Raw genomic sequence first — 23,570 nt, forward strand, 5'->3', positions numbered from 1 at the left:
GCCATCAAGATATATTTATACCTACCAATGTAAATTATTCAAAAACTCCAACTCACTTTACCGTACATACCGCGGTCAATTAAAGTTGGCATGACCAGATTTTCCTGTTGATATTCCAAATGGCTTGATGTGAATAAGTTTTGTCCAACTAATGATAACTCCACCTCATGGACTGGTCGCCAAGCCACCCTAGCATCCATAGTTACGTAGTTATTAATATGTTTTGGACCGTATATTGTGACGCTGGTATTGTTATCGACATACTTAAACCATAAATCAAAATCCAGCTCCTTACTCACTGATAATGCACTGCGTAGGCTCACTCGCTGTTGTGGACTGACACCGAATGGGGGGGCAGAATCTTGCAGATCGGTTTTTAATAAACTGTAATTCGCATCCCAACGCCACCAATCCAGCATTTGCCAAACGGTGGACACCTCAAACCCGTAGGTTTTGGCTTTATAGTCGTTACTTAAGGGTACCGGTTGCACCACGACGAAGCGCGTAGAATCGAAGTAATAAGCGGCTTGGGCAGGATTACGCAAATTATTATAATTGTTATAAAACCCGGTAATATCAATAGACAGCGACTTTATAAATGTCGTTCTATAGCCCAATTCGTAAGAAATCACATCTTCAGTGCGAAAATTACGGGTTCCTTGTAAATTCACCTCGGTTGGGAACGGGTTCAACGCGGAGGGCGGCACCACTGTTTGCAATAGGGTCATATTGTGTTCAGCGCGAGACGGTGTCCGCACAGCCCTTGACACCGCTCCCCATAGGCGATGTTGAGAATGCGGTGTCCACATCAAGCGTGCGGTAGGCTGCCCCTCGAAGCCACTGTAATCGTTATGTTCTAATTTGGTGCCTAAGGTTAACCACAATTTTTGATCGATCAATTCCATTTCATCCTGCACGAAGGTGCTGAATAATTGATCGTTTCGACTGGTCGGGCTTAGACTCAATAACTTGCCGGCACGAGTGTCGTCATGGGTGTACTGATAACCGAAGCCCCAGATGACTTCATTGTTATCGAGCAAGCTAAATCTGTGCTGAAAATCCAAATCCAGGGTATTCCTACCCTCGCTAAACCAGGCCTCGTTGCGCCGGTAGTAGTCGTAATAAAGTTGTAGGGAATAGTCCGAGCTGGTTGAAACAGTGTGTTGCCAGCGGCCGAGAATGTTGCCACCGTAGGTTTCAGCTTTGTCGCGAAAAGTATCGGCATAAGGCGCCGTGATCTGCGGAACTGTTACCGTTTGATTAAGATGGCTGTGATATAAGTCGCCTTGCAATTTTAATTCGTCTTTTAACGTTAAATTGGAATCTATTCTAAAGCCACCTTGCGCTTTGTCCCAATCGTCGCCCGCGCCAGCACCCAGGGTGTTAGTGTTCTCGTCGCGTTTGAAGCCCTTAACGTATGCTCTGCCCGTGGTATCGTCGCCTAACTGCCCACCATAGCGTAAAGCCCCAAAGCCTTGCTCCTCTGTACCACCACCCCCGCTCAGTAAACCGCCTTCAGTTTTTGAGGAGTGCTTAGTAATAATATTGATAACACCATTGACCGCATTGGCCCCCAAAGCGTGGCACCAGGTCCTCTGATCACCTCTATTCTTTCCACATCTTCGAGCATTACATCCTGGTTTTCCCAATAAACACCGGAAAAGGAGCGGGTATAAGTATTACGACCATCGATTAGCACCAAGAGCTTATTCGCAAATCGACCGTTAAAGCCGCGCGCACTCACCGCCCATTTATTCGAATCTATCCTTGCCACATCCAAACCCGGCGCCATCCGCAGCGCCTCCGGAATACTGGTCGCACCGGTGCGTTTGATGTCATCGTGAGTAATCACAAATATCGCGGCGGCAGAATCGTTTAAGGCTTGAGCTTTTTTTGAAACAGAAGTGACTTCGACATTTAGCAAGTCTTCCACATTCAGCTCAAGAGCATCTTGAGATGCGGCCCATGACGTACAGGCATAGCCGGTAGATAATAAAAATCCGGCAATATATTTTTTCATAAGAGCTTTTGATCAGTGCTGTTAGTAATCCACGGTTTGCTTCACCACCGTATCCAGTGATTATATTCCCGTATGTCGTTTTGTATGAGCCTGACCTTAAAATGCCGCGAGTCTAAGGCCACTCAACGCAGAAATTCAGCCCGTTTTATAAAAAGTTATTAGGGCTATATCGGCAAGTCTAGTCCAATTCTCAAATTGGGGCACGAGGAGGTGTAGGTGTCATGCCACACTACGGACACCGAACCAAACCGGAAATGTTTCACCAACTTGGCGGAACGACGTTGGCGAGAAATTATTCGTTTATGCTATGAAATTAAGCTGCTGCACACTGCCGGCTTTGCCTTGTTCGGTTAAATAAATGCCGCTACTGGTAATTTCGCCCAGCGTTTGATTAGCCGTATCTTTCAGTTGAAACGGCGTAGTCAGGTGTCCTAAGTAAATCGCACCGATGTTTTTATCGCCCAATGCAAACAATTGCTGCGAGCCGTCATCATGATGTTGCCAGATTCGCAGTTGCTTGTAGATGGCATCGCCTGCATCGATAAACTGATTTTTATCATCGTCGTATGCCGCTAAATCCGCGAAGCCGTCGCCGCTTTTCGGGCCGAACAATTCCGAACCGTCATTGATTAGACCATCCCGGTTCTTATCCAAAGCCAACATACCGCTGCCCGCTTTCAAGCCGGCAATTTGATCCAGGCTACCATTGGCATCAATATCGAACTGAAATCGGGTATCGCTCAGTTCCGCGGCAGTGCCATCAAAATTGATGACCAAGGGGTCGGTTTTCACCGCATCGCCCGCGCGCATAGTCAGATTTGATTCGGTGTAAAAGCGACGACTCATGGATAAGGACACCGAAAAACTCAGATTTTGACCGTCTTTGGTGTGGATACTGCCTTCGGCGCTGAAACTAGTGGTTTCGCTTTCGAAATAAGATGCGGATTGTTGATACACCAAACCATACCCTTCGCGTTCAGGGGCGGACGTCGCCGGTGCTTGCTGCGGAGCCTGAATAGTCACTGGATCGGCTTGCCTCTGCAGATCTTCCGGAGCGTACAATTCAAAATCCCGGCCGGTGACTTCCTTGACCATACGCCTGACGATTTGCAGCAGCAAAGTATCTTTGGAACTGAGTGCTTTATCGGTATCCAAGGTTTGTGTGGTAATTGCCGAAGTTTGCGGGGCGTGGCTTAAATCAAGCGTGTCTTGAATGGGGCCGGCTTCGGCACGGTGCGAAAGCACTTTATTGGGTTTGTCTTCTGGTTTATCTATCCAGATTCGCAACGATTCGTCACGCTTGGCAATCTGTTGCGATTGGTGTTGGCTTTGAAACTTGACGGCGGAATTCTGAATAATCATGACAGCCCCCACAGCTCTACTGATTTGAGCTGAGTATCGGCTGCGAAACCTAAATATTTAATTTATCTTCTATTTTTTGTTTGTAGTTTAGAAAATGCGTGGCCTGTAACTGCTCTTTACGCTCCGTGCCCAATGTACGGCAAGGTACATCGATTTCCGTGATGTGAAACGGGTAGTCGTCGTGGTTTTTACGGTAACCCGATATGTGAGTGCGGATAGCTTTAAAGCTGTCGGCGTTGGTGACGGAGAACTTCGCTTCGTTGCAATATATCGCCATAGCGCCCGTTTCTTCGGCAGCTATTCTGACTCTTAAATCCATTGCGCTGCTGCAGAGTTTGACCGGCACGACCTGACAAGACAGCACGCCCGCCGAATTACGCTGGATTTCGTAAAATTTGACACTTAAGCCATCCGGCAATTGAGCGCGTGCCAGCAGCGTTCCCAAAAACATCGAATAGTGGGTAATGACGTGCTCCGGATTGGCATTGCTATGCTGACGGACGAACAGCGCCCCTTTTTCATCAAGCAGATAAACGCCAACGTGTTTACTGGTCGCATGATAAAAAATCTGAATCACATCGGCCAAGTTGTGGCTATATAAAGAGGGAATATAGGTTTGATCCAGTACGTAGGTGTCAAAAAATACTGCAGAAAATTGCGGATTGGGTTTCGCCAATTCCTGTAAAAGTTGACTATGTGTTTCCAGCCGATAATAACCCAGGCTGCGGTTTCTAAGTTGGAACAAGCAATAACCTGTCTCCGCAGCAACAATATAGCGCTGTAAGCCGTCCTGGCCGGGCGCGAAAAACTTTAACAAATTGCCGAACAAGGCTTCGATACGCAAGACTATGCTTCTGCCGCGTACCGGGTTGTAACACAATATCCGGAGCTTATCGGCGGATAAAGGCGTAGCGCTATTATTGAACACATCGACTAGGCAATTAAAAACGCCATCAATACCGATATAGCGTTGTAAGCTGGCCTCGCCCCAACTGGATACGGATAAACACTGAATGCTCTGAATAAAACACTGACGGCTGTCACCGTAACTTAAGGGGTCCGAGCGCTCGCTCATCACTAATTGCTGATTGTTCGCGTCGATGGTCAAACTTTCACCAAGATTAATCAGCAACAACGAAGCCAAGATGCGATTAGGCTCGCCGTAGACCTCCAAATCGTTCTCTCTGCCAGGCAAGTGGCGGCTTAGAAAGGCATTTAACTCATTAAACAGCTGATATAAGTCGTTACTGGAAATTTTAAGACTTGAGGTAACTAGCTGCAGATTGAGCGATTTTTTGTACAGGCCGTTTACCACCGCCCAACATAAAACCTCAAGCAGGCTCTCGCCTGATTTAATAGCGCTTTCGGGGAAGGCTTTTTGCGAAGCGATTCTATCGACATATAAACACCAGCATGGTGGCGTGTCGTCAGTAATGACTTCGACAAGGACTAAAAGGTCGGGTTTGGCATGGACGGTAGTTCTGGTAGTGAGCACTTCAATTTTATCCGGGCGTAAATCCAGGGCCGCCCGTAATTTACGTCCAATCAATTTCAAATCTCGGTTTTCCCGCTGCGCCTGATCCAAGGGCAAACCGGAGAACTTTAAAATCATCCGCAGACATTGCTGCAGTTGGTCGCGAATCACTACATGTTCGACGCTGGCTTTTTTGATATCCCAAAACTTTTGGCTGGCCAAATTCTCCAACAAATCGTCCGGCCATTCCCATTGATTGGCCACGCTGTGCAGATAATTTTCACGCTGCAAGCGCACTCTGTTCTCCGTGAGATTTTCGGAAGCAGCCATGATTTTCATGTAAAAACATTCCCGAATCAGGTTCAACCGCCGTTTTGACTGAGCTTGGCGCAGGTAGGCATCCACTTTGCGATACATTAGCAAGTATGGGTCCTGGCTATCGACACTGAAATCGCCCTGATAAACCGACTGTTTTAATGACAGACACAGCCATTGCGGGTTGGGAAATTCACTGGCATAACTCTCCATCAACAGCAGTTTCAATAATGACTTATGTGGTGAGGTCAGAGACTTGTATATATGCCAGAGCGTAGCGCTGACAAATTCAGCCATCGGTATATCTTCCAGACCACCAAAATCAATGATGTCTGTTTCCGAGACAAACCGATTTTCCAGCAAATGTGCGACATATTGCTTATAGTGTTTTTCCTGCTCTGGCGGCACCAACCACCAAATCGGTACCCGCCCGGCAATATAAATCGAGGTGCGGTAAAACTCCTCCAATAACAAATAATGTTGTGTTTCGCCACTACTCTCCTTGGAGATAGGCGTATTTTCACCTTGTAAAAACTGCGTAGCATCGACCAGAAAAAAATGTGCCTCGATTTTTAACGATGCGGCCCATTTTTCCACTTCGTGGGCTTTTTGCCGCAATTCGTTCAATTCATCGAGTGCCAGGGTGGATGAGTGACAAAGCCAAATATCGATATCGCTATTTTTTGAAAAAGCCATGCTACCCACACTACCCATTAGAAAAATAGCCTGGATCGGATAGTGTCTTAATGCCTTACGCTTATAGACAAACCCTTTGGAAAACAATTTGGCGACATCGGTGGTTTGCTTGCTGGGCGTGTAATCGGGAATACCGGCCGGGCTTTCCAGCGAGACGAAACCGGGCAACAAGGGATGGTTTTGATGAAATAATAAAGGCAGCAGCTTTAAAAAGTCCTGCTGGCGTGGCTGCAGGAAACTTTGTACATGTTGCAAACGCAATTGGTTGAAGTGCTTGAAACGTTGGGCAACCGCATACAGATCTTTTTTGCTGATCTCTTCGCCCGGCGCGCCTAAATGGATGGGTAGGAATCGATTCGTCAAAGTGGCGGCGCCAAAATCAAATGTGAGGCAAGTATAGAAGACTCAACCCGGCTTGTGAAAGTTAAGCTGGACGAAGCGGCCATTGCCGTCGTCAAAACTGGTAAAACGGGTCAAACAGGCGTGCGGCAAGTCGATATGAAAACTTTGGGTAACCGTTAGTCTGAAGGCTTCCGCGAATAGCGCTCTGATCACTCCGGCATGGGTAACAACCAGTATTCTGCGTCCGCCATGTACAGCCAATAAATTTTCCCAGCCTTTTCGCACTCGGGTGGCGAATTTTTGGTAGCTTTCGGCGCCGGGCGGTGTAAATTTTATGGGGTCTTTATAATATGCCGCTAGCGCATCGGGCCACCGAATCGAAATTTGCTCGGCGGTTTGACCTTCCCAAGCACCGAAATCGATTTCACTCCAAGCCGGTTCGATCAGTAAGTCCAATTGTTGTTGTTCGCACCAGGCAGAGGCAAAGGAGCGGCAACGTCGCAGCGGCGAACTGACTACGGTATCCCACTGCCCTTCCCCGCATTGGCAATACATTTGCCGCCACCCGCGTTCCGTGAGTGGATCGTCGGTAATACCTCGATAATACGAACCGCCGCAGGCTTCGCCGTGTCGCAAAAAATCTATTACGGTTGACTGATTCATCGCGACTAAATTGGTATCAGGTGTTCAAGGTATCCATCAAATCGATCATAAACTCCATTTCTTCGTCTTCGATCCGTTTCCAGGCCTCGAAACCAAGCGCGTTCAACACCCCGCTACCTTTTTCATCCTTATCCATATCCACCAGTATTTTTTGAAAATCGCCTCGGCGGCCCTGCAATCTCGGCCCTATCATTAGGGAATGGTTGATAACACTAATTTGACTGCGCACCAATACCCGTAATTGTTTTTTTATCATACCAGATAGATTATCGTATGCCTCCGCCAGAATAATGCCAACGTCGGCTTCGCTTTTCAGCAGGTGTTTAGCGACCAAAACATGATTATCCGATAATATTGGGACAATATTATCGGCATGCAAATCGGCGGGTTCTAGCATGATCATACCCATTAAGCGCACATCCGGATCGTCAGTGAATGCTACGCGGGTATTTGGTTTTAAGTCGATCACATCTCGGATATTGCTGTCGGCATTCACGGCAATGATCGCTTCGTCGGATTCACCATTAGCGCGTACCAGAGGCAAAAAACCTTTCTCTCTGACCAAGGTCGCAGCGTCGAAGGGATTGGCATAAATTAAATCGATCTTATCCGCTGCTATTGCATGGTGTAAATCCTGATAGTGGTTATACATTTCCAGATGGATGGCTTCGGCACTCTGTTTCTGCAACCAGGTGTTGAAGATATACCAACCTGACAGGCGATCCGGGGCAAAATCCGGACTAACTGTAAACATAAAAGACATGATGTTCCCCCATTAAAAAAGTGTCGGATACAGCGCGATGCATTCATCGACTTTAGTGAGCGATGGCTTTCTACGCACCGAGGTATAACCTACCACCTTGCCGCCGCGCACGTTCGGGATCACCGTGGCTTTTACCCAATAATAACCGCCATCCTTACGTAAATTTTTTACGAATCCTTGCCATTTCTCACCCCGCAACACCGTATCCCATAGATCTTGAAAAGCAGCTGGCGGCATGTCCGGGTGTCTAAGAATACAATGCGGTGCGCCGAGCAATTCCGCTTCGGTGTAGCCTGACATTTCTACAAACGCCCGATTGACATGACTGATAATGCCATCCGGCGTAGTCGTGGAAACGATTAATTTGCCGTCGGGATATGGGGTTTCAAGCGCGGTGTAAAGTACTTTTCGGGATTTACCATCGTAATAGGTAAGAGTCGCTTCCTGGTACTCGCCTACGATATCTTCTGGTTTCATATCAACGAACATAATTTGCTCCAGGTTGCCGGTTATGGTTTACAGCATTTCGGAAATACTCTCAGCTGCGCGCTTGACGTCAAGGAAGATTAATCCGAGTTTGGCGTTAGGCTTGGCGAGCACAGTGAGCACGGCTTCGTTACCGGCATAGGTCATTAACACATAGCCCCTGGCACCTTTGATCAACACCTGTTCCAAATTGCCGCGATTTAATTCTTGCGCGGTTCTATCGCCCAAAGACAACATGGCAGCGCTCATCGCACCTACCCGATCTTCGTCCATACCGGCGGGCAATACCGATGCCATCATCAAACCATCGGTAGAAATCACGCCGGACGCTTCTATATCCGCCGATGTTCCGTTCAGCTCGTTCAAAACCGACGTCAGCATGTCTGCTTTCATAATTTAATTCCTCTTTGACAATGAGTGAGTTGCACTGCGTTCAGCTTGGAACGTCAGCGACTTTTGTTAAATAACGCGTGATCAAAGCCCAAGCTAAAGTGACGAACTCAGCCTGATTAAAATGCGGTACACCTGTTATTGCTAATACGAAACGATGCTTACCGACGAACATCGGCCAAAAACCAATTTGACTATTACCGAAAGGATCAACGATGGCCCAGGCATGGCTGGATATACCCATATTGTTTATCAATAGGCCTGATCGACGTTTATGCACGGTCGCCAGTTCCGCGCTAAGCGCCGACAGCTCTTCGGCAACTTCATGGGCAAAGCCGCTACAAGCCAAGTAAAATCCCTGATCGTCGGCCAATAACACTTTGCCGCTTTCTGATATTTTCCCCAATAATTCCGGCAAAATGTCCTCTAATGCTGTGCTCGGTGCCTGCAAAGGAGCATCCACACCCTGCACCCAACCCAGCTTTTGGCAATACAATAACAATTGCAACGCTTTGTCTTCGTCCTCAATTTCCATCAATTTTTGCAGTTGCTCTATGGTCAGTTCGGGGGTTCTTGCTTGTTGCAGCAAGCGTATTAAGAATCGCCGCGGTTTATCGGTTTCGGGCGACGATATGGCGTAATAGGCGCCCGCGGGAGTGGGGTATAAATACAACCCATCAATCAAATTAAATTTTTCCATCGCCCTTATCCCACCAACCCCGGATCCAGGGAATACAACAACGCTTGCACCAATAGGGAGACATCATTCTTTTCCCGCGCATCCACGGCAAACACTGGCGGTTTTAGGCCAAATCCCTGTAAGTGCGCGTGATAGTCTTCTATTGAGGGCTTAGTGCTCAAATCCATTTGTGTTACCCCAATCGCCACGGTGGTATCGTCGATAAACTTACCGAACGCGTCCAGAAAGAACTTCATGTCCAGAAAAGGATCCGCGCGAGTGTTATCTAGCAGTAAGATTAAGCCGATACCGCCATTGGTTAAAATATCCCACATGAAATCGAAACGCTCCTGGCCGGGAGTTCCATATAAGTGAATTTTTTCACCGCCTGCCAAATTCATCACGCCGTAGTCCATCGCCACCGTTGTTGATGCTTTACGGTTTTTTGTCATATCGCTGGCCGCCGCATCGGTTTTAACCGGTGGCACATCGCTGATGGCATTGATCGCAGTGGTTTTGCCGGCGCCCACGGGGCCAGTGAAAATAATTTTGTATTGGCTCATGGAGATTCCTTATCGTTTGCTAAGCGCCACGTAGTTTGCTGAGAATTTTGCTTAATAAACCTTTGTTTTTAGGTTTTGTAGTCTGTTCAACGGCGATGACCGTATCGACCTGACGTTCGCTTTGTTTCAAAATACCTATTGCCTGACAAGCACTAATAAATACAAACACATACTGTGGTTTGACATGCAATAGGCCAGAGACCTCGAGAGGCGTTCTGGGCGCCTGAACCAGTAAAGCGGCAATACGCAAGGCATCGGGCGTGATGACCAGTCGGGTAAAATTAGGCCATCTTTCCAAATAGACCGGACGCTGAATATCCAGCCCTATCGGGAAGCGACCCTTGGATGTCCAAATTGCCAATTTCCAGACAAAAGCCCACATATCCTGCAATTTGTTTTCAGGCCTCTGAATGGTTATTGCCGGATCTACCGCCGTCAAAATCATTTTGCTGACGGAGCCTTTTCCTAATGGCATCCCGGCAAATGCTCGGGTTTGCTTATCGTCGGCATCTACCCAGATTTCCTGAGTTTCTGGAAATATCGTTAATGGTTTCCAAATCGAACAAAGTTGCAATACGCGCGACTGCAAATTGGCAGTTTTATATGCTGACTGTACGTAGCCTAAAAAATACTGCCGCGGATCGTAACAAGCCGTTAACAATTGCGCCTCATCGTCGAAGTCGATATTAGTCAGCGTTCCCAAAAATGCAGAAAAGCCTCCTTCATTTAATTGCATCGCCGACTGATGCTTGCTGGCTTTATGATGCTCAGTTTCGACGGGGTTCGCTGTTTTAGACTTATTGACGTACACGTCCATAGCCATTTTTTTTGGCGGCTCTAGCTTAGCGGGTTCCGGCGAGTCAGGTGCTTTAGGCTGCGGATCAAGGACGGGTTTAACACCGCCACCAATGGCTTTGCGAGCGTGTGCAACGGCCTTGATCTTGTCAAGAACCGCCAATATTTGTTCGACATTAACCGGCTTTTTTATAAAATAGGTATTGTCTAGTTGCAGGTTTTGTAAAGACAGCAATATGATGGGCCGGGCCGGTGTGGAGGCTTTTCTGGCATCCAGAATATCACGGGCTTTTGGATGATCTGCATCGATCATGTCGATATTGGCTTCAGCCTCATCAACCACAATTGCAGCGCCTCGGCAGGGTCCTTTCAAATACATTTCCATGGTTTTACAGGTGCGGCTATCCATGCCGTGAAGAGCAATTCGAAACGGTGTCTTAGTCGCCTTGCTCATGATTCCTGCCTGTCAAAAAATTGTGCCAATACCAACCATTCTTCTAGTAGTGCGACACCAGAGTCGCTAAATCTTTGTTGGTGGATTTGAAAGCGTTCGCGGTTTCCTATCGATTTATAAAGTTCCAATAAGGCCTGCTGTAAATCCGCGCGTTCAGGATGCAGGCTGATTCCGGTTTCCAACACATCCATGGCCTGCTCAAGTTGACTGTATTCGATAAAATCATTCGCCAACTCCAGAAAATCATGCTGCATTTCGGTTTGCTGCTGGGAACTGACCAATTCGCGGCTGCCCGTAATACCGCTGCTAAACAGCGAATAAGGATTACCAAACTGCGCGCGCCCAGTGGTTTTATGCAAGGCCTGAAATTGCCCACTATTTAGTCGAGAACGACTGGCCTCTATCATACGGCGGCTTATCAAACTCCCTTTACCATCCAGGACTATAAGCAAATCTAGCAGAGCCGCGTAAAGCTGCTCAGCTAAATGCTGGTCATAACAAAAGTAAATTCGGCGCACATGTGCCAGCAGATCTTTAGGCTGTCGCCCAACTTTGAAGACTAGCGCATTTAAGGTTTGACTTTGATCGCCGTCAGGGTTGTAAAGTAATACTAAGGCCTGGTCTCGCCAAAAACTGGTTTCTTGGGAAAACTCATCGGCGTGTTGCCCTGCAATCAGCCGAGAAAAATATTGCGGCATGCCACCCTCCGAATCAAACAATGTTCGAAGGGTAGCAGTTAAACAACTAATTAACAGAATTTAGTAGGGTATTTTGTCTTGCGTCACAAATTGCCTTACGAACTGCTTCCGGAGCCGTACCGCCGATGTGATTTCGGGCGGCGACCGATCCTTCCAATTTTAGAATATCGAATACATCCGCCGTAATCGTTTCGGCAAAGCCTTGTAATTCAGCCAAGCTCAATTCCGACAAATCCCGCTCAGTTTGCAAACCCAGACGCACCGCCTGCCCAACCACTTCGTGGGCATCGCGGAACGGCATGCCTTTCCGCACCAAATAATCGGCAAGATCGGTGGCGGTAGCGAAACCGCGTTTGGCGGCGTTATACATATTCTCGCGCTTGGCTTGAATGCGCGGCATCATATCGGCAAACGCATGCAGGCAATTGATCAGGGTGTCGGCGGTATCAAACAAGGGTTCCTTATCTTCCTGATTGTCCTTGTTATAAGCCAATGGCTGACTCTTCATTAGCATCAACAACGACACTAAATGACCCGTGACCCGGCCGGATTTGCCGCGCACCAGTTCCGGCACATCAGGATTTTTCTTTTGCGGCATGATCGACGAGCCGGTACAAAATGCATCGGGAATGTCGATAAAATTAAATTGCGCGCTGGCCCATAACACCAGTTCTTCGGAAAATCGCGACAGATGCATCATGATTAAACTACCGGCCGCCGCGAATTCAATCGCAAAATCGCGATCGCTGACCGAATCCAAGGAGTTGTTCGACGGCCGGGAAAATCCCAACAATTCAGCGGTCATGAAACGATCGATAGGATAGCTGGTGCCCGCCAATGCTGCCGCGCCTAACGGCATCACATTGAGACGTTTACTACAATCTTGCAGACGTTCTTTATCCCGGCATAGCATCTCGAACCACGCCATCAGATGATGCCCAAATGTGACCGGTTGCGCCACTTGCAGATGGGTAAAGCCAGGCATGATGGTATCGGCTTCGCGTTCCGCTAAATCCAGCAAGGCGATTTGCAGGCGTTGCAATTGCGCCAGTATCATTTCGATTTCACTACGCAAATACAAACGAATGTCGGTCGCTACTTGATCATTGCGTGAGCGGCCGGTATGCAGTTTTTTCCCCGCAATGCCAATCAGATCAGTCAAACGCGCTTCGATGTTCATATGAACATCTTCCTGTTTGATCGACCAGACGAACTCTCCGCGTTCGATCTCGCCGCCTATTTGCATCAATCCGCTGCGAATATCGGCGAGTTCCTGTTCGGTCAGAATTCCTATTTTGCAAAGCATGGCCGCATGCGCCAACGAGCCTTGAATATCCTGGCGAGCCATGCGCTGATCGAAACTGACGGAAGCGGTAAATTCCTCGACAAAAGCATCGGTGGCTTCGGCAAAACGGGCGCTGGAAAGTTTTTCGGTATTAACGGTGATCATAAGCTAGCTTTCGATGAAAATTTAATGAAGCGCAATTATACCTTCACCGCCCTTTTCCACTGACGGATTTGCAGGTCGCGATTGATTTTGGTGATTTATAGCGGAAACCGCACATTAACCAACAATCCACCAAGCGCTTGAGAACGAACGATCATCAAGGTACCGCCATAAAACTCGGCGATATCACGGACAATAGCCAACCCTAAGCCATGACCTTGCACCGCCTCATCCAAACGCAAGCCACGCTGACTAAGCTGTAGCATGTCTTGCTCCGCGCAGCCCGGGCCATCATCTTCCACACTGATCATCATGCCTTGCCGAATTTCGACATTTACCACCACATGCCGGTTGGCCCACTTACAAGCGTTATCCAGCAAGTTACCGGTCAATTCCAACATGTCTTCCCTATCAAAATGGATTAATTGATCTGGCGCGTTCACCTGGATCATCAAGCCCTTATCGTTGTAAATATTGTGTAACAACATGGCCATTGCCGTTAATTCTTGACGCGGATTGAATGCGCTGGCGGTGTGGGTATTGCCGGAAATACGGGCGCGCTTCAATTCGCGCTCTATGCGTTGATGTATGGCTTGAGTTTGCTGTTGCAACTGTTGGCGTAACTCAGGTTGTGCGTCGAGTTGCGGATGTTCCGCCAACCGAAATAGCATAGCCAGCGGTGTTTTCAGGGCGTGTGCCAAATTGCCGATAGCGGTACGCGACTGATGAAGGCGGCGTTCCACCAAGACCAGCAAACGATTGACCTCTTTCACCAAAGGCTTGATTTCCAAGGGCACGCGCGCTTGAATCTGCTGCTGCCGGCCGCTGGCAATCAACGCCAATTCATCACGCGCCGCCTGTAACGAACTCAACGACCTACGCACATCGTTGCTCTGTAGAGCGATAGCAATCAGCAAGACCATGGCGGTCAGCGCCAGGTATGCCAGCCGAATTTGGTCAATATCTTGACCCATATCGGTGAGGTCTTCACCAATGCTAATGCTAATAACATGACCGAATCGCTCCAAACCACGGCTCAATACCAGAAGCGGTTGCTGCTGTGGACCGTTGGCATAATGGAATTGTTTAACGGTACCTGGCGGCACCGCGGCAAACGGTAAAACAAGCGCTTGCAGTGATTTTGAATAATAGGTTTGGCCGTCGAACTCAATGACGAAATAGTGCCCTGAATAGGCTTGTCCATAAACCGTGCCGGCATGCGAGCTATCGAACATCATTTGTCCATCAGCGGCGAGCTTTAGCGTGTCTATCAGCGAATCGCCGTCGTGTTGCAGACGAGTCAGCATTTGTTTTTCCGCCACGGCTCGAATTACCCAGTCCGCCGCAAGCCAATGACCGACAAACACCACGCTTAGGATGATGACCAAGCCGCGATTAAGCCGCTGCCGCAGTGACATCATATTTTTTCGCCGAAGATATAGCCTTGCCCCCGTCGGGTGGTGATTAAATCCTTACCTAATTTGCCGCGCAAGCGATTGATGTAGACCTCGATGACGTTGCTGGCGGGGTCGCTGTCACTCTCGTAGATATGTTCCAACAAGTGAGTTTTGGTCAGCAACTTGCCCGGATGAAGCATGAAATAACGTAGTAAGCGAAACTCGATTGCCGTTAGTTCGGCTTCTCGCGAGTCATCCAAGCAGACAGTTTGCCTGTCTTCGTCCAAGGTTAATCCGCAGCCACTCAGTTGCGGCTGTATTCGCCCATGCAAACGATTTAACAACGCTTGTATACGCGCTAGTAATTCTTCGATATGAAAAGGCTTACCCAAATAGTCGTCGGCACCGGCCTTAAAACCGTCGACCTTCTCGTGCCAGGCGTCGCGCGCTGTCAGCACGATGACCGGCACATGATTACCGGCCCGACGCCATTGCCGCAACACCTCCAAACCGGAGATTTTCGGTAACCCCAAATCCAGAATAACAATATCGTAGATCTCCGTCGTCCCTAAAAACTCGCCTCTCTGTCCGTCCATGGCTAAATCGACGGCAAAACCGGCGCGCTCCAGATCGGTTTTTAACGAACGAGATAAGCTTGGGTCATCTTCTACCAGCAATAATCGCATCGATTGTTGTCACACCTGTTTGGTTTGAATTGAGCTACACCCCGGCTCTCATTACAAGAGCCGATTTTTCCGTTTAAGATTGGTTTCATATCCGCTTTCTATAATACGTATCGCCAGTACATTACAACATCGGAGCACTAATAATGAACAATGAAAATACCGTAGCAGTTTGGGACGTGTTGATCCGCATCTTCCATTGGTCGTTAGTATTAGCTTTTACGGTAGCTTATTTCACCAGCGAAGACGAAAACGCTTGGCACATATACGCCGGTTATTCGGTTCTGGGGCTTATTATATTTCGAGTTATTTGGGGATTCGTTGGTAGTCGCTACGCCAGGTTTAGCGACTTTGTCCATTCCCCAGCCAATGTCTTCCACTATATTGCCGAACTCCGCGCCGGCACCGCCAAACACCATTTGGGCCACAACCCCTTGGGCGGCTGGATGGTATTGGCATTATTGAGCACTTTATTGGTCGTCACCATAAGCGGTTTGAAAGTGTACGCTATTGAAGAAGGACGCGGACCACTCGCTAGTAATTTACCAATGCTCAGCGTGATCAGTGCGGCCCATGCGGAGGATGACGATGAAGGCGAAACAGGCGGTGAAGGACGTCAGGACGAAGAATTTTGGGAAGAAATTCATGAAGGTGCGACTAATTTCATGTTGGTATTGATTACCCTGCACGTGCTCGGCGTTGTCATTTCTAGCAGAGTACATAACGAACACTTGATAAAAGCGATGTTAACCGGAAAGAAGTCAAAAAAATGACAATAAAAATGTGAAATCTAACACAGTTTTAATTTTAAATTCATTTTCCGGTGTTATAAATCCTGCGACTTTCCGTTGCCTTACAGTTTGAGTTAGTCTCTCGGGGTTGGGCAACTCACTTCATGCCTTGCGGCAACGCTACTTTGACTTTCGTTTTTTTAAAAACCGATGGGGCTTTTAGAGAAACAGTTGATTCGTCCGCCGCCGAGTCTCATCGATAGTTAGGTCAGTTTCCATACCACCAACCAACAGAGAATACACAATGAAAAAGATGACATTCTTATTGCCATTGCTTGCGCTTGGCTCTGCAGCTCAGGCGAGCGACATCAGAGGCGGACTAGGCAATTTCGACGCGCTAAATCACAGCGGCGGCATCGTCTATGGCATAGAAATCGAATTAGACGACGCGCACAGCAAGGATGTGGTCGGCACTTACCCTGGCAATCATTACGGCTATGGAAAAGTACGGGAAGATCTTACAGACCCTGCGCACCCGAAAACATTTGTGCGCTATGACGGGGGAGCCTTCACCAATCCCTATCCAGCGGGCTCCACTGTCTCTTGCTACAATTTGGCTTTGAATGTGGGTTGTGAACATTTTGGGGTGCATTTTGCCTATTCCGCCAATAGCACCACCCCGCCATACAGCGCAGTCAAGTACAACTGGCTGGTTAAAGATAGTAGCGGCAAGCTGGTAGTGGGCCCTGCGCTACAGTTAAACACGCCGGTATTCGACTACACCCCGCCAACCGCCAACTTTCCGGCACAAGTCGTGGCAACCATACCAGCTCCGGTTGTTCCGCAACACGTAGTTAAAGAATTTGGCGAACCAAGCTGGGTCAAGGTTATAAAAACCACCACGCATCGAGCCCGCGCTTTGGCCTTGGGCGATTTGATCAGTGACGACCATGACGGTGATGGCCATGCGGACTGGACCAACGGCGAACCGGACGAAGTGGAATCCGAATGGTATCTATTGCAATCACATAATGGCGCCAGCAATGCTAAATCTGAGTTGCGCGGTAGTGCCGACCACATGGGCAACAACTCTGAAGAAGCCGTCACCCGCCGTTTTGAATTTTATGCTTATGCAGGGCCCGCCGCATCCATTGATGGCGAAAAAGGCGAAGCCATGTGCGACGCGGTTGCATCGGATAATCTGCATGGTAGCGGTGTCGTGGACGTCACCGATGCCAACGGTGACTCTTACCCGTTTGATTGCTCAACTGCGGTAATCGTCGGTGCCTATCAGGGCGCACAAATGACGGAATTTCTGGCTATCTCACCTTTAGCCATGGCTGATGCGCTGCAAAACGGCAAGGTTAACGAACTGTTTCCTGAGCGGCCTACAGTTAACGGCGGCAACACCCCATACGTGGCAAATGTCAGCGTCGGCGCCCTACCAAATGGCTTGACAATTGCGCAGGACACAGGTCTGTTGTCCGGTGTGCCATCCAAAGTCGGCATCTTTAACTTTACCGTCTCGGCTAACGATCACGATAACACAACCGCATCAAAAGCCTTTACCGTCAAAGTAACCGGCCCCGGCGATACCGATGGCGATAGCGATATCGATATGCTTGATTTGAACACCATCAAGGCGAAATACGGTCAAGTAGTCGCAACCGGCAACCCTGCCGATCTGAATGGCGATCTAAGAGTGACTATCGCCGACTACAGAAAAGCTGCAACGCTATGCACCTTACCCCAATGTGCTTTGGTTACGCCTGCACCTTAAATCACACCGCATCTTTTAACATGGTGCTAGTGGGGTTACCCACTGGCACAACTAATCCACAAAATCTATTATGAACAAAAATGTATTTGTTAAACTGATTGCCCTGGCTTTCGTTGGTATATTCCATACAGCCGAAGCGACCACACTTAGTCTTAAATTTCCAAACAATTCGAATATCTACACTACTTCAGTTGGTTCGACTTTTGACGCATATATCTATGCCGACGGTTTACCAGACTTCGGTGGCTTCGATTTCTACCTGACATACAGCAGCACGAACTTATTGGCTCAATCGTTGACCTCTGCCACCGTATTTGGTGCAGACACGGATGCTAGCTTTGCAAATAGCATTGCCCCTGGCTCAATCCATTTTGCCGAAGCTATAGCCGCTGACAGTCTAGCAACCGGGGGCTTGAATATCACCGGGCCTACTTTATTGGGCACCGTTAAATTCAAAGCGCTGACGGTTAGCCCGATTAATACTGCCTACTTAATCAATTTCAGCAATCCCGCTATCTTCACTTTCGACGGCACTTCGGTCAGCGGCTCAACGCAAGGTGGAAACGTCAAAGTATCCGCGCTTGCGGCAGTTCCGGTGCCAGCCTCGATATTTTTGTTTGTTCCGGGCTTGTTGGCGGTATTTGGCGCCATAAGCAAAAGTGCGGGAAAAATCACGGCATAATTGCTGAAGAAGTCTTCTCGGCAGTCTCCGTCCACCGGCAAAATCCGCAAAAAGCCATCTTGAGAGAGATGGCTTTTTTATTTGTGTTTTCAATATGAAAAAATCCAATTGAACAGTGTTTAGTTTATCGTTATAGTGCCTCCCCGGCAAATCGCAAACTGTCTGCTAATATGCGCTTACGGGAGGAATACTATGTTAAAAATTGTTTTACGCTGGCTGCTGACGCTGGTCTATCGAGTGAAGGTCCACGGACTGGAAAATTATGCTAAAGCTGGCAACCGAGTATTGATAGTAGCTAATCACACGTCGTTTCTCGACCCATTGTTATTGGGTGTGTTTTTGCCGGACGACATTACCTTTGCGATCAATACACAAATCTCCGAACGCTGGTGGCTGAAACCGTTTTTGCGTTTATCCAAAGTATTTCCGATGGATCCCACCCATCCGCTATCTTTAAAAGCGCTGATCCATCATTTGCAAAACGACACCAAAACCGTTATTTTTCCGGAAGGCCGTATCACCGTGACCGGTTCGTTGATGAAAATCTACGACGGCACCGGCATGGTTGCGGATAAATCCGGCGCAACCTTATTGCCGGTTCGCATTGAAGGTGCCGAGTACAGCCGGTTTTCCAAGCTAGGCGGTGCGCGTCAACACTGGTTTCCGCGTATTGCCATTCATATATTGCCGCCAACGCTGATAGAGACGCACGGCGAAGTGACCGGCAAAGCCCGCCGCAAACACAGTGGCCACATCCTGGCCGACATCATGACCGAAATGATGTTTGCCACCAGTCATTATCAACAAACCATCTTCGAGGCCTTACTGGAAGCGCGCGCGCTGCATGGTGGACGTTACACCGTTGCCGAAGACCTGGAACGCAAACCTATAAGTTACGACGCGCTGATCACTCGCAGCCTCATCGTAGGCAAGCTCATAAAAAGCATCACGCAAGCCGGCGAGAATGTCGGCGTGTTACTGCCCAATAGCTGCAAGACTTTGAACGTAGTGTTGGGCTTACAGATTTATCAACGAGTACCGGCGATGTTGAATTATTCGATTGGTGCCGCCGGGATGGCCGCTGCCTGTAGCACCGGAAAAATCAACATCGTTTTGACTTCACGCAAGTTCATTGAGCTGGCGCATCTGGGAGAGGAAGCGGCGATCCTGGAGCAACATGTCAAGCTGATTTACCTGGAAGACTTGGCGACATCATTGACAAGTTTCGACAAATTGACCGGCTTGCTACAAGCTAAAACTGCGAGACTTTGGTACAAAAGCCACGATTACGATGCCGACGATGCGGCGGTGGTGTTGTTTACCTCTGGCTCGGAAGGCTTGCCGAAAGGCGTAGTGTTGTCGCACGCCAACATTCTGGCCAATCATAAACAAATCAGGTCGCGCATCGATTTCGGCCCAGGCGACGTCGTACTAAATTTTCTACCGATGTTCCATTCCTTCGGCTTCACGGTCGGTACGATGATGCCCATCTTGAACGGCATGACCAGCTTCTTCTACCCGTCGCCACTGCATTATGCAGTAATCCCAGAAATGGCTTACGAAGTGGGTGCAACCATCATGTTCGGCACCAACACTTTCTTGGCTGCTTATGCAAAAAAAGCCCATCCTTACGACTTTTACTCTCTGCGATACGTGGTAGCCGGTGCGGAAAAGTTACAAGAAACCACGCGCACCACTTGGCTGGATAAATTTGGCATTCGCATCTTGGAAGGCTACGGCGCAACCGAAACATCCCCGGTAACCTCGGTAAATACGCCAATGGACTATAAAGCCGGCAGCGTAGGCCGCTTCATGCCGGACATGTTGCATAAGCTGGAACCCGTGCCCGGCATAGAAAATGCCGGCAAATTGCATGTCGCCGGCCCGAACATCATGAAAGGTTATTTATTGCCGGATAATCCCGGCGTATTGGTGCCTCCCTGCTCCGCCGCCTACGGCGAAGGCTGGTACGATACCGGCGACATCGTTCATGTCGACGACGAGGGATTCATCCATATTCAAGGCCGTAGCAAACGTTTCGCAAAAATAGGCGGGGAAATGGTGTCGCTGACTGCCGTCGAGCAGTTGGCCATCCACGCTTGGCCGGAAGCGCAACATATTGTCGTGAGCTTACCCGACCCTAAAAAGGGCGAACAACTCGTATTGTTGACCACCCGCCGCGACGCCAACGCCAAACAATTAGGTGAGGCCTCAACGGGTGTCGCCACCATCAATCTACCCAAGAAAGTGTTTGTGCTGGATAAACTGCCGGTATTGGCGACCGGAAAAACAGATTATCCGGGCGCGACCAAGCTGGCGGCGGAATTGCTGGGTAATTCATAACACAAAACAGGCATCCTTGCAGGAGGCACGATATGCGAATATCGACAGAGCAAGCACGATTGATGGCGTATACCGCTAAGCAAGTCTTTGGCGTCAATACCCGATTACGCCTGTTTGGTTCGCGACTGGACGATACTGCGCGCGGCGGGGATGTGGACTTATTGGTCGAAAGCGATGACCCCATAATTGAACCGGCATTGCTGGCGGCTCAATTGGCCGGCAAGGTATCCAGGCAGATGGGTGGGCGTAAGGTCGATGTGGTGGTAGCTGCACCCAATTTGCAACAAACCCCATTACATAAAATCGCTCGCCAAGCAGGTATATTGTTATGAACAAGCCTGACGTCAATCTGGAGCGTTTGCTGTTTTTACGGCGTGTCGTGCAAAAAGAAGCCGATTATTTGCGAACTACGGACCAACGGCTTTTCACCATCCCCTTTGATGAAGAACTGGCCGGGCGCTTAACGGCCGACATCGAATTGGCCGAACGAGTCGAGGCATTTGTCGGCCGTTTCGGACGACTGCAAGACACCCTGGCCGATAAATTATTGCCGGTATTGCTGTCGGTCTCGGGCGAACAAGTCGGCGCGGCAATCGATAATCTGGACCGCGCCGAACGATTGGACTGGATAGCATCGACCGATGACTGGCTGACCATGCGACGCTTGCGAAATCAAATGGTGCATGAATACATTGAGGACCTCACGGTACTAGCAAACGCGCTGAATAGCGGCCATCGCTTTGTGCCGTCGCTGCTATCGGCTGCCGGGCAGTTGTTATTGGCGGCTCAACACCTTATAGAACGTTTACAGAGTAGTAGCTCCGATTAGCGTAGCGTAATAGGAGACAACCATTTGTACGATTACGCGTTCCGCACCTACGGTTCTGGCGACCGGTAAGGTCGATTATCCGGCATCCACCAAGCTGGCCGCCAGCTTGGTGGATGCCGGATAATAATGACGTCTGATTTTATCGAATATAACAATGGCCGATTTATTGAATAACATCGAGCGGTCGTTAATTACCGAGTTATTCGGCATAATTAGCGTAAACAAGGGATCAACCAAAAACTGACGGCGAGGTAATTCTGTAGGTTGGGCTGAATGCAATGAAGCCCAACAATTAAGATTATCACACCTTGAATAACTGACGTGTTGAGCTTCGCGTTGCTCTGCCCAACCTACGGTCCTAGAATAAATATAGATCAAAAAGAGAGAGAAAATGGCATCAGATTACAACGAAGGCTTGGAAGACATTCAAAGCGAAAATAACGACTTAGAATCAACTCCAGCGACTTATGAAGTTATTACTTATCCTGCCGATTTCACTTTGGAAGGTTTAGTTTCTAAATTTAAGAAGGGCACTATGACTGTACCTGGATTTCAAAGAAACTATGTATGGAATATCAAACAAGCAAGCCGTTTAATTGAGTCTTTTTTACTGGGGCTTCCTGTGCCTGCGATATTTTTATTTACAGATGACATTAATAATGAACAATTAGTTATTGATGGGCAACAGCGACTAATTTCGGTTGTATATTTTTTTGACGGTTACTTCGGTGAACAAGATAGCAACGGTCGTCGCAAGGTGTTTAAACTTACAGGCCTAAACGAGAATAGCCCCTATTACAATAAAAGTTATGCGGATCTTGAAGACTCTGATCAGGCTGCATTCAACAAACTAAATGATAGCGTTTTACGGGCATTCGTAATCAAGCAGATTACTCCTAATGGAAACACAAGTGTTTATCATATATTTGAGAGATTAAACACAGGAGGCACCCAGCTGGTAGGCCAGGAAATACGTAACTGCGTCTACCATGGATCATTCAATAACTTATTATGCGAGTTAAACAAATACGATAATTGGAGAAAAATATTTGGCAGCATTCCTAATCATAAACGCCAGAAGGATGTTGAATTAATTCTACGTTTTTTTTCATTCTATGAAAACGGCCATAATTATGAACGACCAATCAAAGATTTTATGTCAAATTTTATGCGCGATAATCAACATATTAACCTTGAAAAAGCTCGGACTTTCGAGCAGATTTTCAAAGGCACTTGCGACAATGTTGTAGCTTTTCTAGGAGAAAAACCATTCCATATTTGGTCAGGACTTAACGTCGCTGTTTTCGACTCTACATTTACAGTCCTAGCAAAACATGGATTTAAAGATGATTTAAAAAAACGATTTGAATCCCTTAAGCAAGATGAAAGTTTTGTTAAAGGCGTTCGCGGTGCGACGGCAGATGATTCTGTAGTTGAGCTAAGAATGGTACTAGCTAAGCATTACTTGGTGGATTAATGCTTTACCAAAGAATAGAGAATGCGTTAGAAATATGTGCCGCACATATTTCCAACCTTGACCCTACAAACGTTAAAGACAAAGAAATAGAGTCGTTTTTAGTGTCCGGTTTAATCGTATTAATTGTATCTGAATATGAGGATCATTTAGAGTCTATATTTTTTAAAAGGGCTGATAAGTGCGGTGACACTCATGCTGCAAACTACATAAAGAAAACTTTGTCACAGAAATTCAGAAGCCCAGATTTATCAAAAATAAACGAAACTTTAAATAGGTTTGACGGAAGTTACAAATCATCTTTTATGGATAACATTGAAAACTCTCCAGAACATGCTGCATGGGATTCATTGTTGAAAGCTAGGCATGCAGTGGTACATAAGAAGGGCAGTCTTAATCTTACCTTTCGTGAGCTTAAGGAGAAATACCCATTAACAAAACAGATTATTGCGAATGTTGAGTCGGTTCTGGAAGTCACTAGTTAACAAACAATTCTCGCTCGCT

General features: G+C 47.9%; 24 protein-coding genes. 8 read left to right on the forward strand and 16 right to left on the reverse strand.

Annotation, left to right across the window (positions count from 1 at the left end):
- Window positions 1-38: 38 nt before the first annotated feature.
- The 15 genes from EBA_RS12055 to EBA_RS12125 all read right to left on the reverse strand — a co-directional run bounded on the left by EBA_RS12055 (window position 39) and on the right by EBA_RS12125 (window position 15,230).
- On the reverse strand, window positions 39-1,577 hold the full coding sequence (locus EBA_RS12055; protein WP_192374938.1) for a TonB-dependent receptor plug domain-containing protein: 1,539 nt from the start codon (window positions 1,575-1,577) through the stop codon (window positions 39-41).
- Window positions 1,502-2,020 carry a TonB-dependent receptor plug domain-containing protein gene (locus tag EBA_RS12060; protein ID WP_192374939.1) on the reverse strand — a complete coding sequence of 173 codons (519 nt, stop codon included), beginning with the start codon at window positions 2,018-2,020 and terminating at the stop codon, window positions 1,502-1,504. The genes EBA_RS12055 and EBA_RS12060 overlap by 76 nt, the downstream gene beginning before the upstream one ends.
- Window positions 2,021-2,320: 300 nt before the next feature.
- A complete protein-coding gene (locus EBA_RS12065; RefSeq protein WP_192374940.1) occupies window positions 2,321-3,382 on the reverse strand; it encodes a hypothetical protein in 1,062 nt (353 codons plus the stop codon).
- 49 nt (window positions 3,383-3,431) lie between these two features.
- On the reverse strand, window positions 3,432-6,230 hold the full coding sequence (locus EBA_RS12070) for a class I adenylate cyclase (protein ID WP_192374941.1): 2,799 nt from the start codon (window positions 6,228-6,230) through the stop codon (window positions 3,432-3,434).
- Between the two features lie 42 nt (window positions 6,231-6,272).
- On the reverse strand, window positions 6,273-6,872 hold the full coding sequence (locus EBA_RS12075) for a histidine phosphatase family protein (RefSeq protein WP_192374942.1): 600 nt from the start codon (window positions 6,870-6,872) through the stop codon (window positions 6,273-6,275).
- 16 nt (window positions 6,873-6,888) lie between these two features.
- Window positions 6,889-7,635: a phosphate/phosphite/phosphonate ABC transporter substrate-binding protein gene (locus tag EBA_RS12080; RefSeq protein WP_192374943.1), complete on the reverse strand. Its 747-nt coding sequence runs from the start codon at window positions 7,633-7,635 to the stop codon at window positions 6,889-6,891.
- Between the two features lie 12 nt (window positions 7,636-7,647).
- A complete protein-coding gene (locus tag EBA_RS12085; RefSeq protein ID WP_192374944.1) occupies window positions 7,648-8,124 on the reverse strand; it encodes a PAS domain-containing protein in 477 nt (158 codons plus the stop codon).
- Window positions 8,125-8,151: 27 nt separating this feature from the next.
- Entirely contained in the window at window positions 8,152-8,514 is a 363-nt protein-coding gene (locus EBA_RS12090) for a roadblock/LC7 domain-containing protein (protein WP_101052602.1), read from the reverse strand.
- Between the two features lie 40 nt (window positions 8,515-8,554).
- Entirely contained in the window at window positions 8,555-9,211 is a 657-nt protein-coding gene (locus EBA_RS12095; RefSeq protein WP_192374945.1) for a hypothetical protein, read from the reverse strand.
- A gap of 5 nt (window positions 9,212-9,216) precedes the next feature.
- Window positions 9,217-9,753: a GTP-binding protein gene (locus EBA_RS12100; protein ID WP_192374946.1), complete on the reverse strand. Its 537-nt coding sequence runs from the start codon at window positions 9,751-9,753 to the stop codon at window positions 9,217-9,219.
- Between the two features lie 19 nt (window positions 9,754-9,772).
- Window positions 9,773-11,002, reverse strand: a complete 1,230-nt coding sequence (locus EBA_RS12105; RefSeq protein ID WP_192374947.1) for a hypothetical protein — start codon at window positions 11,000-11,002, stop codon at window positions 9,773-9,775.
- Complete coding sequence (locus EBA_RS12110; RefSeq protein WP_192374948.1) at window positions 10,999-11,700, reverse strand: type IV pilus assembly protein FimV; 702 nt, start codon at window positions 11,698-11,700, stop codon at window positions 10,999-11,001. The genes EBA_RS12105 and EBA_RS12110 overlap by 4 nt, the downstream gene beginning before the upstream one ends.
- A 46-nt stretch (window positions 11,701-11,746) precedes the next feature.
- Complete coding sequence (argH, locus tag EBA_RS12115; protein WP_192374949.1) at window positions 11,747-13,150, reverse strand: argininosuccinate lyase; 1,404 nt, start codon at window positions 13,148-13,150, stop codon at window positions 11,747-11,749.
- Window positions 13,151-13,245: 95 nt separating this feature from the next.
- A complete protein-coding gene (locus EBA_RS12120) occupies window positions 13,246-14,568 on the reverse strand; it encodes an ATP-binding protein (RefSeq protein ID WP_192374950.1) in 1,323 nt (440 codons plus the stop codon).
- Complete coding sequence (locus EBA_RS12125; RefSeq protein WP_192374951.1) at window positions 14,565-15,230, reverse strand: response regulator transcription factor; 666 nt, start codon at window positions 15,228-15,230, stop codon at window positions 14,565-14,567. Before EBA_RS12125 ends, EBA_RS12120 begins: the two co-directional genes overlap by 4 nt.
- A gap of 143 nt (window positions 15,231-15,373) precedes the next feature.
- Here EBA_RS12125 and EBA_RS12130 point away from each other — a divergent pair, with 143 nt between their 5' ends.
- From EBA_RS12130 to EBA_RS12155, 6 genes are all read left to right on the forward strand, one after another.
- Window positions 15,374-16,000 (forward strand): cytochrome b/b6 domain-containing protein, encoded by a 627-nt coding sequence (locus tag EBA_RS12130; protein ID WP_192374952.1) that lies wholly within the window; start codon window positions 15,374-15,376, stop codon window positions 15,998-16,000.
- A gap of 262 nt (window positions 16,001-16,262) precedes the next feature.
- The gene (locus EBA_RS12135; protein WP_192374953.1) at window positions 16,263-17,738 is read left to right on the forward strand and encodes a putative Ig domain-containing protein; all 1,476 of its coding nucleotides are present in this window, start codon (window positions 16,263-16,265) and stop codon (window positions 17,736-17,738) included.
- 70 nt (window positions 17,739-17,808) lie between these two features.
- A complete protein-coding gene (locus tag EBA_RS12140) occupies window positions 17,809-18,420 on the forward strand; it encodes a hypothetical protein (protein WP_192374954.1) in 612 nt (203 codons plus the stop codon).
- Window positions 18,421-18,612: 192 nt separating this feature from the next.
- Window positions 18,613-20,763 carry an AMP-binding protein gene (locus EBA_RS12145; protein ID WP_192374955.1) on the forward strand — a complete coding sequence of 717 codons (2,151 nt, stop codon included), beginning with the start codon at window positions 18,613-18,615 and terminating at the stop codon, window positions 20,761-20,763.
- Between the two features lie 32 nt (window positions 20,764-20,795).
- A complete protein-coding gene (locus EBA_RS12150) occupies window positions 20,796-21,095 on the forward strand; it encodes a nucleotidyltransferase domain-containing protein (protein WP_223146674.1) in 300 nt (99 codons plus the stop codon).
- Window positions 21,092-21,592 carry a hypothetical protein gene (locus EBA_RS12155; protein WP_192374956.1) on the forward strand — a complete coding sequence of 167 codons (501 nt, stop codon included), beginning with the start codon at window positions 21,092-21,094 and terminating at the stop codon, window positions 21,590-21,592. Before EBA_RS12150 ends, EBA_RS12155 begins: the two co-directional genes overlap by 4 nt.
- Window positions 21,593-21,667: 75 nt before the next feature.
- Here the strand turns inward: EBA_RS12155 and EBA_RS12160 are convergent, their stop codons facing one another.
- The gene (locus EBA_RS12160) at window positions 21,668-21,817 is read right to left on the reverse strand and encodes a hypothetical protein (RefSeq protein WP_192374957.1); all 150 of its coding nucleotides are present in this window, start codon (window positions 21,815-21,817) and stop codon (window positions 21,668-21,670) included.
- Window positions 21,818-21,983: 166 nt separating this feature from the next.
- Between EBA_RS12160 and EBA_RS12165 the strand changes: the two genes are divergently transcribed.
- Both EBA_RS12165 and EBA_RS12170 read left to right on the forward strand, forming a co-directional pair.
- Window positions 21,984-23,069 carry a DUF262 domain-containing protein gene (locus tag EBA_RS12165; RefSeq protein WP_192374958.1) on the forward strand — a complete coding sequence of 362 codons (1,086 nt, stop codon included), beginning with the start codon at window positions 21,984-21,986 and terminating at the stop codon, window positions 23,067-23,069.
- Window positions 23,069-23,551 carry a HEPN domain-containing protein gene (locus tag EBA_RS12170; RefSeq protein WP_192374959.1) on the forward strand — a complete coding sequence of 161 codons (483 nt, stop codon included), beginning with the start codon at window positions 23,069-23,071 and terminating at the stop codon, window positions 23,549-23,551. The genes EBA_RS12165 and EBA_RS12170 overlap by 1 nt, the downstream gene beginning before the upstream one ends.
- Window positions 23,552-23,570: the final 19 nt, after the last annotated feature.

The organism is Methylomonas albis, from assembly GCF_014850955.1.
Lineage (GTDB): Bacteria > Pseudomonadota > Gammaproteobacteria > Methylococcales > Methylomonadaceae > Methylomonas > Methylomonas albis.